Annotated in this window: 18 protein-coding genes; 5 read left to right on the top strand and 13 right to left on the bottom strand. The window is 47.7% G+C overall.

The window, feature by feature from the left end; translation table 11 throughout:
• Positions 1 to 9: 9 nt before the first annotated feature.
• From yjeJ to PGS10_RS15740, 9 genes are all read right to left on the bottom strand, one after another.
• On the bottom strand, positions 10 to 873 hold the full coding sequence (gene yjeJ, locus PGS10_RS15780; RefSeq protein ID WP_316423227.1) for a YjeJ family protein: 864 nt from the start codon (positions 871 to 873) through the stop codon (positions 10 to 12).
• 10 nt (positions 874 to 883) lie between these two features.
• On the bottom strand, positions 884 to 3,007 hold the full coding sequence (locus PGS10_RS15775) for a peptidase domain-containing ABC transporter (RefSeq protein WP_047046322.1): 2,124 nt from the start codon (positions 3,005 to 3,007) through the stop codon (positions 884 to 886).
• The gene (locus PGS10_RS15770; protein WP_316423226.1) at positions 3,000 to 4,289 is read right to left on the bottom strand and encodes an HlyD family secretion protein; all 1,290 of its coding nucleotides are present in this window, start codon (positions 4,287 to 4,289) and stop codon (positions 3,000 to 3,002) included. Before PGS10_RS15770 ends, PGS10_RS15775 begins: the two co-directional genes overlap by 8 nt.
• An 87-nt stretch (positions 4,290 to 4,376) precedes the next feature.
• Complete coding sequence (locus PGS10_RS15765) at positions 4,377 to 4,748, bottom strand: hypothetical protein (protein WP_047046318.1); 372 nt, start codon at positions 4,746 to 4,748, stop codon at positions 4,377 to 4,379.
• A 63-nt stretch (positions 4,749 to 4,811) separates the two neighbouring features.
• Positions 4,812 to 5,180 (bottom strand): hypothetical protein, encoded by a 369-nt coding sequence (locus tag PGS10_RS15760; RefSeq protein WP_047046316.1) that lies wholly within the window; start codon positions 5,178 to 5,180, stop codon positions 4,812 to 4,814.
• A gap of 202 nt (positions 5,181 to 5,382) precedes the next feature.
• Positions 5,383 to 6,399, bottom strand: a complete 1,017-nt coding sequence (locus PGS10_RS15755; protein WP_063414409.1) for a fimbrial protein — start codon at positions 6,397 to 6,399, stop codon at positions 5,383 to 5,385.
• 23 nt (positions 6,400 to 6,422) lie between these two features.
• On the bottom strand, positions 6,423 to 8,966 hold the full coding sequence (locus PGS10_RS15750; protein WP_047078497.1) for a fimbria/pilus outer membrane usher protein: 2,544 nt from the start codon (positions 8,964 to 8,966) through the stop codon (positions 6,423 to 6,425).
• Positions 8,967 to 9,001: 35 nt separating this feature from the next.
• Positions 9,002 to 9,688: a fimbrial biogenesis chaperone gene (locus tag PGS10_RS15745; RefSeq protein WP_316423224.1), complete on the bottom strand. Its 687-nt coding sequence runs from the start codon at positions 9,686 to 9,688 to the stop codon at positions 9,002 to 9,004.
• A 57-nt stretch (positions 9,689 to 9,745) separates the two neighbouring features.
• The gene (locus PGS10_RS15740; protein WP_045396419.1) at positions 9,746 to 10,309 is read right to left on the bottom strand and encodes a fimbrial protein; all 564 of its coding nucleotides are present in this window, start codon (positions 10,307 to 10,309) and stop codon (positions 9,746 to 9,748) included.
• Positions 10,310 to 10,809: 500 nt separating this feature from the next.
• Between PGS10_RS15740 and PGS10_RS15735 the strand changes: the two genes are divergently transcribed.
• Positions 10,810 to 11,367 (top strand): winged helix-turn-helix domain-containing protein, encoded by a 558-nt coding sequence (locus PGS10_RS15735; RefSeq protein WP_045396416.1) that lies wholly within the window; start codon positions 10,810 to 10,812, stop codon positions 11,365 to 11,367.
• Between the two features lie 164 nt (positions 11,368 to 11,531).
• Here the strand turns inward: PGS10_RS15735 and epmB are convergent, their stop codons facing one another.
• On the bottom strand, positions 11,532 to 12,563 hold the full coding sequence (gene epmB / locus PGS10_RS15730; protein WP_063414410.1) for an EF-P beta-lysylation protein EpmB: 1,032 nt from the start codon (positions 12,561 to 12,563) through the stop codon (positions 11,532 to 11,534).
• A gap of 42 nt (positions 12,564 to 12,605) precedes the next feature.
• Between epmB and efp the strand changes: the two genes are divergently transcribed.
• The 4 genes from efp to sugE all read left to right on the top strand — a co-directional run bounded on the left by efp (position 12,606) and on the right by sugE (position 14,122).
• Complete coding sequence (gene efp / locus PGS10_RS15725) at positions 12,606 to 13,172, top strand: elongation factor P (RefSeq protein WP_003855940.1); 567 nt, start codon at positions 12,606 to 12,608, stop codon at positions 13,170 to 13,172.
• A 64-nt stretch (positions 13,173 to 13,236) separates the two neighbouring features.
• Positions 13,237 to 13,368, top strand: a complete 132-nt coding sequence (locus PGS10_RS15720; RefSeq protein ID WP_047066041.1) for an entericidin A/B family lipoprotein — start codon at positions 13,237 to 13,239, stop codon at positions 13,366 to 13,368.
• A 151-nt stretch (positions 13,369 to 13,519) separates the two neighbouring features.
• The gene (gene ecnB, locus PGS10_RS15715) at positions 13,520 to 13,666 is read left to right on the top strand and encodes a lipoprotein toxin entericidin B (RefSeq protein WP_015368653.1); all 147 of its coding nucleotides are present in this window, start codon (positions 13,520 to 13,522) and stop codon (positions 13,664 to 13,666) included.
• Positions 13,667 to 13,804: 138 nt separating this feature from the next.
• On the top strand, positions 13,805 to 14,122 hold the full coding sequence (sugE, locus tag PGS10_RS15710) for a quaternary ammonium compound efflux SMR transporter SugE (RefSeq protein ID WP_045380130.1): 318 nt from the start codon (positions 13,805 to 13,807) through the stop codon (positions 14,120 to 14,122).
• Here the strand turns inward: sugE and PGS10_RS15705 are convergent.
• The 3 genes from PGS10_RS15705 to frdC all read right to left on the bottom strand — a co-directional run bounded on the left by PGS10_RS15705 (position 14,119) and on the right by frdC (position 15,528).
• The gene (locus PGS10_RS15705) at positions 14,119 to 14,649 is read right to left on the bottom strand and encodes a lipocalin family protein (protein WP_047046300.1); all 531 of its coding nucleotides are present in this window, start codon (positions 14,647 to 14,649) and stop codon (positions 14,119 to 14,121) included. The genes sugE and PGS10_RS15705 overlap by 4 nt on opposite strands.
• Before the next feature lie 113 nt (positions 14,650 to 14,762).
• Positions 14,763 to 15,122: a fumarate reductase subunit FrdD gene (frdD, locus tag PGS10_RS15700; protein WP_015368650.1), complete on the bottom strand. Its 360-nt coding sequence runs from the start codon at positions 15,120 to 15,122 to the stop codon at positions 14,763 to 14,765.
• 10 nt (positions 15,123 to 15,132) lie between these two features.
• Complete coding sequence (gene frdC, locus PGS10_RS15695) at positions 15,133 to 15,528, bottom strand: fumarate reductase subunit FrdC (protein ID WP_045396402.1); 396 nt, start codon at positions 15,526 to 15,528, stop codon at positions 15,133 to 15,135.
• Positions 15,529 to 15,537: the final 9 nt, after the last annotated feature.

Here is a 15,537-nt window from a genome sequence, read left to right as displayed (position 1 = left end):
CTTAACAATTTATGCCTCAAGCGATGCTCTGGTCGCCACGTAGAATTCACGCAGCGAAAGCATACATTCATCTCTGGTTAGCATTTGTCCCGGGGCGGATGGAATCACCTTACTGAAGATTTGATACGGCGTATGCTGGCTGTGGACCTGTTTTAGCTTCTGACTCTTTTCAAGCAGACGCAGCACGATACTTTTTTCAAAATCTGACTGATGCGCGGCGCTGGTTTTAATCACCGCGCCAGAGAGTACTTTTTTACCTTCTTCCTGCTCGTAGCTGTATAACACGGCCAGATGGTGGCTAAACAAATTCAGCTTCCACTCTTCCTGAGCATATTGCTGGTACTCAATGTTTGGTTGGGTCGTTAAATCGACGGTATACAGCAGCACATAATCCAGAGCCAGCGCCAGATACTCATTTAATTTCGTATCAGCAACCATTTTTAGAGATTGATTGATACCCAGAATCAATGCCTCTACCTGTCGGTCTTCAATGCGTAATGTCGCGATTTGCTCGTTCTGCAGCATCAGGATCAGCGTTGACTCATTTACCCCCGGTTTCAATGTGATCGACATGATCCGCAGCTCCGGATTCGGGTTTTGTACCTCTGCCATATCGACTGCTGGGGTATTGGCGATGAGCTCATTATTGTAGGCAATAAGTTCCTCTTTCAGCGTGTCGTCGCTTTGCTGCAAGCGTTGTAAGAAAACAGACATTCGAGTTGTCAGGACCATAAGCAGGTCAGCCAGCGCCGGCGCCTGTAAATAGAATGTCCGACACAGGCCATTCTGGTTTTGTACTTTCAGCAGCAGCGCCATGAAATGGTCTTCATAGGTAATTCCGGCGGTGTTAAAACCAATAAACGTTCCTTGCATATTATTCTCCTTACGCTGGCATTGGTATTTTGGACTGCGACAAATCAATAACCCGATCGGCAGAGGCGATGGTTGACGGGCGGTGGGCAACGATGACGCGGGTAATACTGAGCCCTGAAATCGATTGGTTGATAACCGACTCATTTCTTAAATCGAGATGGCTGGTGGCCTCATCCATAAATAGAATGCTCGGCTTACGATAAAGCGCGCGGGCAATCAAAATACGTTGCTTTTGGCCCCCGGAAATCCCTAAACCTAGCTCACCGACGATGGTTTCATAGCCCATCGGCATTTTCATGATTTCGTCATGGATGTTGCAGCGTTTGGCGCATTCGACGACAAAATCCAGATCGGCGTTGTCTTCAAAGCCGCTGATATTATCAATAAGCGAACCGGAAAAGAGCCTGTCCTCCTGCAATACGCAGGCGGTTCCCTGGCGATAGTTATTTAAACCTATTTTCTGGATATCGAGATTATCGGCAAACACATCGCCGCTGGTGGGGGAGAGCAGCCCGCACATCACTTTCAATAGCGTGGTCTTACCGACGCCGGACGGGCCGACCAGCGCGACGGATTCACCGGGCTCAACGGTGATGTTCAGGTTTGAGAAAATCGGCTGTGAAAATGGATCGTACTGATAGCTAAGATTTTTGACTTCAAGCCTGGCGCCGGCATCTTTCGAAAAGACGTCCCGTGATGGCAACTCTTGCTCGGGTTCGCTGAAGACGATTTCAGAAAGACGTTCGTTATGCAGCGAGAGCATGCGCAGCTGCATGGTCAGGTCAACCAGGCTGGATGCGCGCTGGGAGAACTGGCCTCGGTAGGCGTTAAAGGCCATAAACATACCGAGGGTCATTTCATTATCAATGACCATAATGGCGCCCAGCCACAGTACCGCTACCTGATCGATAGCGGTAATGAAGGTATTGATACCGCTAAACATCATGTCGAAACGGGTCTGTTTGATCCCCGCATTACAGGCGTCGATGTTGATATTCAGCCAGTGCTGAGAGCGGCGTTCTTTCAGGTTCAGCGCTTTGATGGTCGAAATACCGTACAGCGACTCCATAAAATGTGAACTGGAGCGCGCGCCTTTGATTACCTGTTCTTCAGCAACGCGGCGATAGAAGCGATAAGTTCCCAGACGCATAAGGGCGTAACATAAGGTAAAGCCAACGACGACCCATGTTAGCCAACCGCCGTACAGGGTGAGCATAATCAGAAGGCCGATCGTCATGATCGAGTCGATAATGCCGCTGACGATGCTATTAGTGAACGTGGAGCGAATGGTATCCAGCGATGAGAAACGGGACTGAATATCCCCCAGATGACGCTTTTCGAAAAATGCCAGCGGCAGGCTGGCCAAATGATCGAAGAGAGTGGTTTTCCACTGAATGTTGGTCAACGTGTTGAGCGTCAGTGAGGTCCATGCGCGCAGCATGCTGATAAAGGTGCGAAAGAGGGTAAAGAAAACCAGGCCAATACAGATCACCGAGAGCAGGCTCTGATCGTGGGCCATGATCACGTGGTCAGTGACTAACTGTGTGCCTATCGGCAGCAGTAAGCCGATGGCTTCAACGACGACGGAAAAAGCGAAAATCTTCAGCAGCGCAGATTTTAAGCCAACGATATTGCGCATCAGGTCTAACAAACGCAGGCGAGATTTGGCTTTTTCCTGCTGGAAGTTCTGATCGGGCCATAGCTCTAACGCGATGCCGGTAAAATTATTCGACATTTCCTGGATGCCGATAATACGTTTACCCAGGGCTGGATCGTGGACGATAAAGCTGGATTTACGCACTTTGGTCAAAACGACATAGTGGTTCATTCCCCAGTGGATAACACAGGGCAGCTTTAATTGTCTGATCTCATCCAGATCGAGCGATAGCGCCCGGCTCTTTAAACCTGCATGCTCTGCCGTTTTGCTTAATGACATCAGCGTGACCCCCTGAGAGGGGCTGCCAAAGCGCTGGCGGAAATTGAAGAGATCGATATCGAGACCATAATGGCCGCAAATCATCGCCAGGCAGGCAATGCCGCACTCGGCGGCTTCAGATTGCAATATTACCGGCGTCTTTTTCAAGATTGAAAAATTAACTTTCGCCGTAATTTTTTCAAACAGTTCATTAGTCATGAATCGGGCCGCTCACGCTTTGAGTAATCTTATAAACCGGAGTAAACATCCACATGTAGAGAGGGCGTTCTTCAAGGAAGACGACTGCCTGTGCTTTAAGCCCGTTGGACAGACTTAGCGTTTTTCCGTCATATTCGAACTGTTTATCTTTAATTTTGACAATCGCTTTATACAATGCCAGTTCTTGCTGCTGAGGTGTTCCATTATTGACGTTGGTATACTCAGACATTTCCTGTCGTGATGCCGGCATAGAAGATATTGATATTATTTTTCCTGGGAACTGACCAAACTTATCCGATGGGAACGCATCATAGCGAATATTAATAGTATCCCCGGTTTTTAAATACGGGATGGTATTATTTGGCAGCCATAGCACAAGATAATACTCAACATTACCAGTCGGCTTGATCTGAGCCAGGCTGCTACCGTTATCAACCGTCTGACCCAGTGTCGCTGAGAGCGATTCAATTCTGCCATCACTGGTCGATTTGATAATAATATTGCCGTTGGCATTGGATTCGACGAGTTGATTTTTAAAATCATTGGACTGGTTGTATTGACTGGATATTTGGTTGTCAAAGTCGGCTGCTTTAGTGATTTTATCACTGTTCAGCTGCGTGATTTGCGATTCCAGTTGCATCTTTTGACTCACCAGCGACTGATAGGCGCTCTGTTGCTGGAAATATAGAGAGTGCTGATAGTTATATTGGTCTTTAGTTATCAGGCCATTGTTAAGGTATTTATCATAGCTGGAAAGATTATCGTGCATTTTTTTCAGACCTACCTGGGTATTGACCAGCATACGGTTGGTCTCCTTCAGAGAGGCTGTGGTGGTTTTTAACTGCGCATTTAACGCATTTAATGTCTGATTTTTGTTATCTTCTAGTTTTTTAATGATGTCATCAGAGTTAGCAATCTTTTCATTGATGACTTCAATTTGCGCTGCACTGACATTGCCGCTGGTGGTGCTGCGTGAAATATCAATTTCGTAAAGAGGTTGGTTTTTTTTAACAATATCGCCTATTTTAACATGTTGTTTAACGATAAAGCCTTGCTGAGGCGCAAAAACATTTATAGAGTGAGGAAGGGTAATGACTTCGCCCTGAACATCGACACGTTGAGTAAATATGCAAAATATCAATGCGCAAATAAGTGCGATAAGAAATAATGCCGATAACAAAGTGATTAACCAGGCAGGTAAACCGGCGAGCAACAAGGCTTTCCCTTTCCAGTGATTTCTTTTGTATTCGATCGCTTCCTTGCGATATAGACTATTAGCCATGATTTTTCATATTAGTGATAAGTGAAATAAAAAGGCTCAGTAATTTTGAGCCTTTAGGTCTTACCTCGTCTAAGGTTAAATAGACTATTAGGACTGGCCCCACGGAATAAAAGTACCCTTAACTACCGCCTCGAATGCTGCATTTGAGTATTCTACAGATTTTTCCCATCCCAGAGCGGCGTAAGTTACTGCGCCACCTACGGCGCCGACAATTAATCCCCAGACCATCCCTACAGCGTTGCCGATCAGACCGAGGCCAAGGATGCCCCCATTATTCCCGGATTGGGTGCCGCCTAATAAAGTCCCAAACGCTCCCCAGGTAACAGCGCCAAGAACTGCTGAGGCGACAGCCTCAGCGCCATTGCTTACCAGGCTAGTGATGCTTGACTGTATAGAAGAAAAGTCCCAGCTATAGCCCCCGGATACCGCTTCCATTTCGAAAACTGTAAGTTCTTTCACAAATCATTTCCTTTGATTAAAAATATTATTGCAGGCTGTTAAATGCATCTTGCATATCAATAATTAGCTTTTCCAGGGCATGAAGGTGCCAGCCAGCAGGCCTTGAATACCCTCTTCAACCAGAGCGACAGAGGCATCCCATCCCATAACAGCACCATTAACTGCCCCGGTGACTCCACCCACGATTAATCCCCATACCATCCCGACGGCATTGCCTAGCAAACCAAAACCGAGAATGCCGCCATTTGCTCCAGATTGGGTACCGCCAATAAGCGTTCCCATTGCCGCCATGCCAGTCCCCAGTAAAACGGCTGAAGCGACAGCCTCAACGCCATTACAAACTATACTGGTAATACTGGATTGAAATGAGGAAAAATCCCATGAGTAACCACCGGAAATACTCTCCATTTCAAAGATAGTTAGTTGTTTCATTTATATATCCTTTTTGTTGTATTATGAGTCCATTGATACTCGAACGGTTCTGATTAGCAGCAAGAATATAAAAATAACTGTTCGACTATTTCAATGTGATGCATTGTGATTATTTTATGAATTATTATTTCATATTCGTTGTTTTTATATGTAAGCGGCACGCATAGTAAAGTTTTATTTTCCTGTGCGTGTCGCGCTGTGTTTATTGTTCCTGGATTACTACTTCTAACATCGCTTTAACTTTACCGTTTGTGATACTATCGACGCTATTGCTCTGACGATAATAATCAGCGGTCAGGTTGATTATTTGTGATGCGGCAGCGCTATTGAAACTATAGCTATCCATATCATAAAATACCAGCGGAGTTCCTGTCTGTTTGAATATGATGCCGACATTTTTAGCGCCAGAGCTATCGGTTATCATATTATCAATGATACCATCGCCAGATGTGCTGGCCGTTCCTACCGGGTTAAACCAGTACATTAATGTATTACCGATGGAACCCGCTGGGCAGCTAATCGTTAATAAAATGTTTTTCTGCTCGGGGGTGACTCCACCGCGGGAGACAGACATTAAGGTGCTTTTCTTTATCCTGTTCAATGTTATTTGTGAACTGGATGGCGATATGTCACAAGATGTCACCTGGTATTTGGTGCTTTTGAGTTTTATATTCGTCGTATATAAGAGTTTTTCGGTAGTTCCGGGGTTAGTTGTGGGGTTGCCGACAGAAAAACTGATTGACGGATTTGAATCCGAACCTGAAGTGTCGATGACCTGTTTGGTTTTGATAAACCACACGGTGATGAATTTATAGTAATTATCTGAAGTATTCTCAAACGGTACCAGAACTGAGCCTGCCACGGCAGGAACTAATGCGCCATTTCTACTTTCCAGCAGATCGGAAACCTGAAAGCCTATACCATCGATACCTGTCTCATAAACCGGTTTTCCCTGTATTCCCGTGACTCCAGAAACGACAGGTGTACTAATTTCGGTGATGTATTGATCGTTAGTATTCTGATTGCATGAAAAATTTTTATAAGTTTGAGTACCATACTTTGTTGAATATAACACGCTCCCTACGGGAATTGAGTCATCGGTAGGGATCTTCGCGTTGATGGTAAAAGCTTGTCGACGAATACTCCCTGTATAGGTACATTTTGCAGCCGCCTCGCTGCAAATTAATAGAAGCGCGAAGAGAAAAAATATTCTTTTCATCAATATCTGTCCTTAAATGATGATTAGCGGCAAACCGCTTCAACCTGACTTAAACCAGCGGTTTTGCCTTCCCGCGGTGGCAGCGTGAATGGAGCGTTACATTGTTGGTTAGAACTTTTTCCCCACTGCACGTTGAGCGTTCCGGTTGGTTGCAGCCCGGACATATAGACCATCCCGGCATCGCTGACGATACTGGCCTGGCTTTTCGTATCACCAGCCAGTAAGACCATAGCGCCATAAGGAACATCATTGCCGCTGACAGTTTTCAGGTGAATAAAGGCGCGCTGCCCAATCTTGCCGTCGTAGTTGGCCCGCACGATAGCGCCGCGAGTCGGCACCACGGTTTGCGTTGTTTCCGGTAGTTCCATATCATCGCCAAGCGTGGCGGTGTCGAGTGTGATATCGGTGCGACGATAAGGGGTAACATAAGGCACAATGGCATAGCCGCGATAGTCGGTTGAAATGGTGTTATCGGTGCTCAGTTTGACGTCATCCAGCCCTGGAGCCTTAACCAGTACGGCTGCATCGGTAATGTCCTGACCTAAAGTGATGCCGTCGGCGTGCGCGACAATACTGCCGTTGGCACCATAATCAATACGTTGGCTATCGCGATCGTAGCTATAACCGGCGTTAACACTTCCTTGAGAACTGTTATAAGTGGCGCGCATGTCGCCGCTGTAATATTCGCGGTTGCTGTATCCTTGCTGAATACTCCAGTCCAGACTATCGTTTTCCAGTCCGACGCCGCCGATTGCAACCGATTGATCCGTTGAGCCTGGATTGCTATTTGTGAGCTGGTAGCTGGTATAGGTGCCAGGAAGCCAGTTGCTGATCGGTAGGGTAACGGTCAGGGTTATACGCTGATCGTCCTGGGCATCTTTATTAGAGCTATTGCCGCCCCAGGTGTAGCGGCTATAGCTATAACCCAGGTAGAAGTTCACGTTTTTAAACCCACCGTTATAGCCAACGCTGATAGATTTATTGGTGCGTTTATCATCCCAATAATCCTCTACCAGACCACTAATAGAGAGGCTTCCGAGCCCTTTACCCAGGCTTTGGTTGAGTGTCAGGTTGGTTCGATTGCGTAATGAACGGGTGGTATAGCTACCGTCATTAGCATAGCTATCCAGCACCTCGGATAAAGTGTTAAATCCCTCAGTAGAGTACCGGTAGCCAGCGATGGTAATGTTGGTTCCGGTATCAAGGATGTTTTTACCGTAGCGGATTCGCCAGGACTGTCCCGAAGTCTTTTCCCGATCCTGCATTTTTGACCAGGCCTGGGTGACATCCGCTGACGCGGCGCCGAAATCGCCGAGGTTATAGCCGAGACCGGATGACAATGCCTGATAATGTGAGGCCATTTGCATCCCGCCGTAGGCCGTCAGGCTACTGGATACACCGTAGCTTATCGTTGCTTGGGTGAATGGCGTTTCATGGACACCGTCATCATATGGACGATATTTACCTGAAGTGATTTCATATTGCAGCTGGCCTTCGCGTACCATCACCGGCAGCGTGGCGAACGGCACGATGAATTCTTGCTTTGAGCCATCCGATTCTTCTACCGTAACGTACAGATCGCCACTACCGCCGCTTGGGTACATATCGGTGATTTCAAAGGCGCCGGGCGCGACGTAGGTCTGATATACCTGGTAGCCATTCTGTTTAACGATCACCCTGGCGTTGGTTTTTGCAATCCCACGGATAATTGGCGCATAGCCGCGAAGGCTCTCCGGCAGCATGGAAGTATCCGTTGCCATTTGAATCCCGGTAAACGGCACGCTATCAAAGATACTGGAAAGCGAGGAGCTTTCACCCATTACCAGATTACTATTAAGAGGGCGAATGCTGCGCTGCATGTACAGGTAAGCTGATTCCCAGTTGCTGGATTCACCTTTCGTTTTATTCCATGTGCTCAAATTTCGGATACGCCATGGACCAAGATTTAAACCGGACTGGAGGTTAAGGCTATAGTATTCATCTTCTGATTCGAAATCATTCGAGCCGCTGAACTGGTAATTCATTAACAGCGCGTTAATACCTTCATCAAATTGATCTTCCGGAATAAAGCCTTGCACGACGGTGGATAATGCTGCCTGTGGTATAGAGATATTTAACCGTTGTGCAGTAAAATCGAAATCCGCTTTTGTATCCGGTATTGCTGTTAGATTAACGCAGTTATTGGCATCTTCTTTCAGCGCTGGGAAGGATTTCACTCTGACGCCATATTCCGCCAGGTCTTTAAGAGTGAAACAGGGGGCTAATTTGATATCATCACTCTTGTCGGTAGTATGACTATCAATAACAAACTTGATGGTACGGGTATCCAGATATTGGCCATTGAAGACAATATCCACCCGATAATCCCCGGGTGCCTGAGCGTTCCTGGCTTCAAAAATAGATAAATCTGGGGCGTTTGAAGGATCGCTACCATTCAATGAATTGATGAATGAGGGATCGAAGAAATCACGTGCTTGCGCTTTGTTATCCAAACCACAAAAAAACGCTGGCAACAAAGTGATGCAGAGCGTTGATAGTTTGAATAGCTCTTTATTTTTATTTTGCATAAACACATCCCTATAACGTTAATAAAAGTTCCCAATTACAACGGTGATGAATAGAGCGATCCAGCCCCACCAAAATCATTAACTATTTTCCATGTCACGCTTGATGCGTTTATATTTCCCTTTAACGTTACTTCTTTTGTTTCCATCGGTGGGACCGTGTTTACTTCATTTTTTATTTCGGCACTGCCAATTTTTATTGTGTTGAAGTAATAGAAGAAAGGTGTCGGGTTTTTAATGAACAATTTATTGCCTGATTTACTCCATTGGAGTTTTGCCGCTTCCTCATTCGGTTTCATATCAAACAGCGATTTTGGCCGATACACCAGACGCATACGGTGGCGAACAGCCAGCTGAATCGTATTGTTTTTGGCGTTGGTCTCATCAGCGGGCGGGATAGCCATAACGTTGAAATAAAATACAGATTCACGATCGGTTGGCGCTGTGACATTATTGGTTGAAAACAAACGCACGGTATTTTGCTGTTTTGCTTCAAGTCGGAATAGCGGCGGAGTAGCCGTGAAAGATGGTGTTTGCCCTTTTGGGGTCTCAATCCAGGACTTAATTAAGTAAGGAATACCGTCTTTGTTCTCTATCTGGGCGGTGATTTCGCGGGCACCCTCTTTGTAGAGATAGCGAGTTGACTCGATGACGATGCCAGCATGTGCAAAACCGCTAATCAATAAAAAAAAGGGAATGAAAAGTTTAAATACGGTGCTTAACATAGCATTTCTCTAAACGGAAAAAAGGGCTCGCCAGACGGCGAGCCCTTTAAAATAGAATTAGATGGTGTAATCGATAGTAAAGGTTGCAACGCCTTTAACTGGACCTTCGGTTACAGCAGTTGTGGCATTTACTTTCACATAACCAGCATAGTAGTTCAGGGAAGTGACGGAACCATCAGTGTAGGTTTCAGACATGGTGCTGGAACCATCGAACTTAACACGAGAACCGTCGCTTACTTTCGCGATACCGATACCGATACCAGCTGCGCCGTCGTCAGCGGTGTTGTCCAGAATGGCCGCATCGCTGCTGGTTGTACCAGTAACAGCAACAGTCAGGCCAGTTGCCGGATCGCTGCTGCCTTTGGCGCAATCAGAAACATCAAAACCAAACTTCTGGCTTTTGAAAAGGGTGTTTGCAGCCTGCGCGTTCGCTTCGCTGGTGGTAACAGAAGTCAGACGAACGATGCCGTTGTTCAGAGTACCTGTCGGGGTGACTACGCAAGAAGAGGAGGAGTCATTGACTTCACCCAGAACGGTCACTTCAGCAGTGTTAGCTGCCATTGCCTGAGCGCTCAGAACTGCAGATGCAGCAACCATAACAGCTACGATTGTTTTTTTCATTTATGTGTCCATGTATAAATACGTAATCCTTGAAATAGATATCGCTCTAATTGCTAATTATTGGTTTGTCTAATTATCCGATAATTGCCAAAGAACTACACTATCCCATCTCTGTACTCCTTGTTGTCCCTTAGGCTAATAAGCAGATGGTGGCCTGCATTTAGCTTAAGACGGGAGCACTGAGGAATCTAATTCGCCGTTAGGGAAAATGCATGTGAATTTTAATTGAATAAATTTTTTAATGTTCAAAGGAACGATTCACATTTTTATTTGAACTATAAGTGATAGCGTTGATTCGATGAATGTTGTGCGGTGTCTCTGGCTTCCATTCAGTTTAAATATCATGTTAGTCTTATCCTGGATGCAAAATCGAGACTCAATGATTGATATGTGAAGCCATCTAATAGCAGGCCTGTTCAAGGCTATTCGCTCAACATTAAAGATGGAATTTCATTAATTTCATGTTTATTTCACATAGCTAATGAAAAAGGGAAGACATTATGGCATTTAGTGAATTCATCATTAACGATGAAGTTATTTTTGATGTGAATATGAGTGAGTTGCGAACTGTTAATGAAAATGGCACTACCGTTAACTTAAATGGGCCGACCGCTCGTTGTTTATTGTTGCTAATAGAAAGTAATGGAAGGATCATTTCACGTGAGGAATTTCTGGAAACAGTCTGGAAAACAAGGGGTGTAATAGTTGCGCAAAACACCTTTTACCAAAATATATCATTGCTCAGAAAATCACTGGTAAAGGCTGGATTATCTCAGGATATCATTATTACCGTCAGACAACGCGGATTTATCCTTGCTACGGATGCAGTGATCACACCAGTGACCAAAGCGGAAGAGGTGAAAGCGAGTCCATCGGCGAATGTAGAGGATCCTGTAAGTGATAGAGAGTGCGAGGAGAGTGAAAGGTACGAAGTTATAGATACTGTAAGTGATAATCGAATCGAAAGTCGCAGAGGGACAGCATTTAAATTACCCAGATGGATTGTGGTGATGTTTATTGTTATGGTTGCAACCAATATACTTTCACTGCTTTTTTAGATGTCTTATTAGCGCATCATTTAATAGATACGCGTATATATAATTATAAATGTTAAGCAAACACTGCCTTCTGGATAACGCTGGTGAAAAATTTTATATCTATTATTTGCCAGGAAAACGCATTTGTCATTTAGGTATCTGCCGGACAGGGCCGGCAGAAAAACTTAGTTTTGTTGCTTTAAACCTAAATCCAGCGGCGTTTTACTCGGTTCGCCGCCTATTTCACGTGCCAATCTTGGCACCATATATCCGGATACCAGCGTTAATAGCTCACGCATGATGGCACGAGCTTCCTCGTCTTCTACCATGAAATGAGCCGCGCCCTGGACTTTATCGAGCACGTGCAGGTAGTAGGGCATTACCCCGGCATCGAACAGCGCATTACTGAGATTCGCCAGGGTTTGTGCATTGTCGTTAACACCGCGCAGCAGGACGCTTTGGTTGAGCAGCGTCACGCGCGCTTGCCGTAGCAGCGCCATTGCCGCCCGGAATTCCGGGCCGATCTCGTTGGCATGATTGATATGGTTAACTAACAATATCTGCAGCGAGGAGGCGCTAAAGCGAGCCGTCAGCCCTTCGGTGATCCGCGCCGGAATGACAATCGGCAAGCGGCTATGGATGCGTAACCGTTTAATATGCGGGATAGCTTCCAGTTGCGTCAGCAGCCAATCCAGTTCGTGGTCTTTCGCCATCAACGGATCGCCGCCGGAGAAAATAATTTCATCTAATTGCGGATTGGCGGCAATGTACTCCAGCGCCGCCTGCCAGTTGCGTTTATTACCCTGGTTCTCGGCATAGGGGAAGTGACGGCGGAAGCAGTAGCGGCAGTTGACCGCGCAGCCGCCTTTCACCAGCAATAGCGCCCGGTTGCTATATTTATGCAGTAGGCCGGGCACCACGCTGTGTTGCTCTTCCAGCGGATCGGTGGAAAAACCAGGAGCGGCAATAAACTCTTCTTGCGCGGTAAGTACCTGACGAAGAAGAGGATCGTGGGGATTTCCTTTCTCCATTCGTGCAATAAACGCGCGCGGCACGCGCAGCGCGAAGAGACGCTTCGCATCACGTCCCGCCAATAGGTTTGCATCTGTTTCCAGATCTAAAAGATGCAATAGTTCATCGGGACTGGTCACAACATCGGCAAGTTGCGTGATCCAATCTTCTCTGGATGGGGTATTTAGGGTTACAATATGCGCCATTTTGTGGCTTAGCTACCAAGTTAAACAATTTCAGAGGGCCTTATGGCGACTTACTATAGCAACGATTTTCGTGCTGGTCTTAAAATCATGATGGATGGCGAACCGTATGCGGTTGAAGCCAGCGAATTCGTTAAACCAGGTAAAGGTCAGGCATTCGCACGCGTTAAGCTGCGTCGCCTGCTGACCGGCACCCGTGTAGAAAAAACTTTCAAGTCCACCGACTCTGCAGAAGGCGCGGACGTTGTCGATATGAACCTGACTTACCTGTACAACGACGGTGAGTTCTGGCACTTCATGAACAACGAAACCTTCGAACAGCTGTCTGCTGATGCTAAAGCTATCGGCGACAATGCTAAATGGCTGCTGGATCAGGCTGAGTGCATCGTAACCCTGTGGAACGGTCAGCCTATCGCAGTGACCCCGCCTAACTTCGTTGAACTGGAAATAGTTGAAACCGATCCGGGTCTGAAAGGCGACACCGCAGGTACTGGCGGCAAGCCGGCGACTCTGTCCACTGGCGCTGTGGTTAAAGTTCCGCTGTTCGTTCAGATTGGCGAAGTCATCAAAGTAGATACCCGCTCCGGCGAATACGTATCTCGCGTGAAGTAATTCATGCTTTGAGACGGTGGGCGCAGCCTTGCTGCTGCGCCTTCAGTTTCGCGCCAGAACTAACATGAACCAGATGCTCAAACTTCTTGCCTTGCTGCTGCTCAGCGGCGCGCTGCTTACTGGATGCAATACCGCCCGCGGTATTGGCGAGGATATCCAGGGGCTGGGGCACGCGATTTCTCACGCCGTTAGCTAGTCTCATTTCATCTGCCTTCCCTGCAATTCATTTTGCTCAGTTCACCCTGAACCTCTTTTTCTCTTAAAAAACGCGACTATCCCTTCATTCTGAATCAGTTTGGCTATGCTTATAGGGCAAGAAAACAAAAACTGTTTATAAGGATGATATTATGGTGAAAAAAACGATTGCGGCGTTCTTTACTGTTTTGGTCCTTTCCTCTGTGCTCACCGCATGTAACACCACGCGTGGTATCGGTGAAGACATCTCTGACGGCGGCAGCGCTATCTCTGGCGCGGCGACCAAAGCTCAGAATTAAACATTACCGGTACGGCCTTGCGCCGTACCGGTCTTCACATTCACGGCGCCGTTGTTTATAATCCCGGCGTTTTCAACCACCTTGCGGGACGACCCGTGAGCGTATCTCATTCGGGGACGGCCCCATTACTGGAGCCTTATGTCCTGGATCATTCTCTTTATCGCCGGTTTGCTGGAAGTCGTGTGGGCCGTCGGCCTCAAATATACCCATGGATTTAGCCGTCTGCTGCCAAGCGTGATTACTATTGCTGCTATGGTCGTCAGTATGGCGCTGCTATCGTGGGCGATGAAATCACTGCCGGTGGGTACCGCCTATGCGGTGTGGACCGGGATCGGCGCCGTTGGCGCAGCGATAACCGGCATTGTGCTGCTGGGTGAATCCGCAAGCCCGATGCGTATCGCGAGCCTGGCCTGTATTGTGATCGGCATTATCGGGCTGAAAATGAGCGCGCATTAATAGCGCTGATTAACCCAAATCAGTTTGCTTACGTCGAAGCCCTGTCGGGTGGCGATATCCAGCATCTGCTGTTTCACCTGCGGCGAAATCTTCGGCGTGCGCGCCAGTAGCCACAGGTAATCGCGATCCGGCCCGCAAACCAGCGCATGGCGGTACTCTTTATCCAGCGCAATGACGTTGTAGCCGCCATAGAAGGGGCCGAAGAAAGAGACCTTCAGCGCCGCGCGGTTGGGATCGCCGGTGAACCAGGCAACGCCGTCTGTTTTCTGCCAGATGCCGCGGTCAGGGTTATAACCTTTATTGACCACATCAATGCCGCCATCGCCGCGCAGGCTGTAAGTCGCCGTAACCTTTTCCAGCCCGCTTTCGAAATGATGATCGAAGCGGGCGATTTCATACCAGGTGCCGAGGAAGCGTTGGCTTTCAAATGGGCTGACGACGGTCACGCCAGCGGGAGGAACGGGATTGCTGCACGCAACGCTCAGCAATGACGCGATAACCACGGTTAACACTGGCAGCAGACGCATAGGTATTTTCCTTACCGCTTTTTCTCTAAGTGTAGATAGCGGCAGGAAAAAAGTAGGGTGATTTTGTCGATAAGCGAGCCCGGTAACAGATTGCTACCGGGCGAGATGTTGCATCAGATAAATAACACGCCGACCAGGGTGACGACGGTTAAAATCGCCGCCAGGCCATAGAAGACCCATTTGCCGTTCGGCACGTGGATTTTCAGGTCATGCATCGCATGGTGGATACGGTGCAGGCCGCACCACAGCGGCAGAACAATCATCAGGAAGATAAAGAGGCGACCGATGAAGCTATGGGCGAAGGCGTAAACGCGTTCGTAGCTGAAAGCATCGCCAGGCGCGAGCCCCAGCGGCAGTAGAATGCCGACCAGCAGCACCATCACCGGCGCGATAATCGCCCCCCACATACCGCCTGCGCCAAATAGCCCCCAGAACACCGGTTCATCGGAACGTTTTGGATTGGGATTAATCATATCAGCCTCCTTACCAGAACAACGCGACAAACAGGATCACGATGCTGACCAGCGCCGTAACCGCCCACAGCCCTTTAATCAGCGGCTCAGGCCCCATTTTCTCGCCTTTAACAATGATGTTGGCGGCTTTCGGCGCCAGCTCAAACCAGGTTTTGGTGTGCAGCAGCGCGGCTGCGAGGGTGATCAGGTTGAGGATCACCACAATCGGGTTTTGCAGGAAGGCCACATAGCCATCCCAGCTTTCGGCGCCGTGCTTGAGGGCGAACAAGCCGTAAATTAGCACGATGCTGAACCAGACCGTCGGCACCGCCGTCCCTTCACGCAGCATATAGAAGCGATAAAACGGCAGCTTCTTCCACCAGGTGGAGGTCATGGGCCGCACGTAGGGTTTGCGTTTAGTCGTCATAGTGCACTC

This window comes from Klebsiella sp. 141153, assembly GCF_032601995.1.
GTDB classification, from domain to species: Bacteria; Pseudomonadota; Gammaproteobacteria; order Enterobacterales; family Enterobacteriaceae; genus Klebsiella; species Klebsiella aerogenes.
The sequence above is the reverse complement of the archived record's forward strand: the minus strand, read 5'-3'. Positions and strand labels throughout refer to the sequence as shown.

Excerpts from the sequence above, each read along its gene's own strand:
- ecnB (WP_015368653.1), top strand. The coding sequence starts at position 13,520 with ATGGTGAAAAAAACGATTGCGGCGTTCTTTACTGTTTTGGTCCTTTCC.
- PGS10_RS15750 (WP_047078497.1), bottom strand. The coding sequence starts at position 8,966 with ATGCAAAATAAAAATAAAGAGCTATTCAAACTATCAACGCTCTGCATC.
- PGS10_RS15755 (WP_063414409.1), bottom strand. The coding sequence starts at position 6,399 with ATGAAAAGAATATTTTTTCTCTTCGCGCTTCTATTAATTTGCAGCGAG.
- PGS10_RS15740 (WP_045396419.1), bottom strand. The coding sequence starts at position 10,309 with ATGAAAAAAACAATCGTAGCTGTTATGGTTGCTGCATCTGCAGTTCTG.
- PGS10_RS15720 (WP_047066041.1), top strand. The coding sequence starts at position 13,237 with ATGAACCAGATGCTCAAACTTCTTGCCTTGCTGCTGCTCAGCGGCGCG.
- frdD (WP_015368650.1), bottom strand. The coding sequence starts at position 15,122 with ATGATTAATCCCAATCCAAAACGTTCCGATGAACCGGTGTTCTGGGGG.
- sugE (WP_045380130.1), top strand. The coding sequence starts at position 13,805 with ATGTCCTGGATCATTCTCTTTATCGCCGGTTTGCTGGAAGTCGTGTGG.
- PGS10_RS15705 (WP_047046300.1), bottom strand. The coding sequence starts at position 14,649 with ATGCGTCTGCTGCCAGTGTTAACCGTGGTTATCGCGTCATTGCTGAGC.
- efp (WP_003855940.1), top strand. The coding sequence starts at position 12,606 with ATGGCGACTTACTATAGCAACGATTTTCGTGCTGGTCTTAAAATCATG.
- PGS10_RS15735 (WP_045396416.1), top strand. The coding sequence starts at position 10,810 with ATGGCATTTAGTGAATTCATCATTAACGATGAAGTTATTTTTGATGTG.
- PGS10_RS15770 (WP_316423226.1), bottom strand. The coding sequence starts at position 4,289 with ATGGCTAATAGTCTATATCGCAAGGAAGCGATCGAATACAAAAGAAAT.
- PGS10_RS15745 (WP_316423224.1), bottom strand. The coding sequence starts at position 9,688 with ATGTTAAGCACCGTATTTAAACTTTTCATTCCCTTTTTTTTATTGATT.
- yjeJ (WP_316423227.1), bottom strand. The coding sequence starts at position 873 with ATGCAAGGAACGTTTATTGGTTTTAACACCGCCGGAATTACCTATGAA.
- frdC (WP_045396402.1), bottom strand. The coding sequence starts at position 15,528 with ATGACGACTAAACGCAAACCCTACGTGCGGCCCATGACCTCCACCTGG.
- PGS10_RS15775 (WP_047046322.1), bottom strand. The coding sequence starts at position 3,007 with ATGACTAATGAACTGTTTGAAAAAATTACGGCGAAAGTTAATTTTTCA.
- PGS10_RS15760 (WP_047046316.1), bottom strand. The coding sequence starts at position 5,180 with ATGAAACAACTAACTATCTTTGAAATGGAGAGTATTTCCGGTGGTTAC.
- epmB (WP_063414410.1), bottom strand. The coding sequence starts at position 12,563 with ATGGCGCATATTGTAACCCTAAATACCCCATCCAGAGAAGATTGGATC.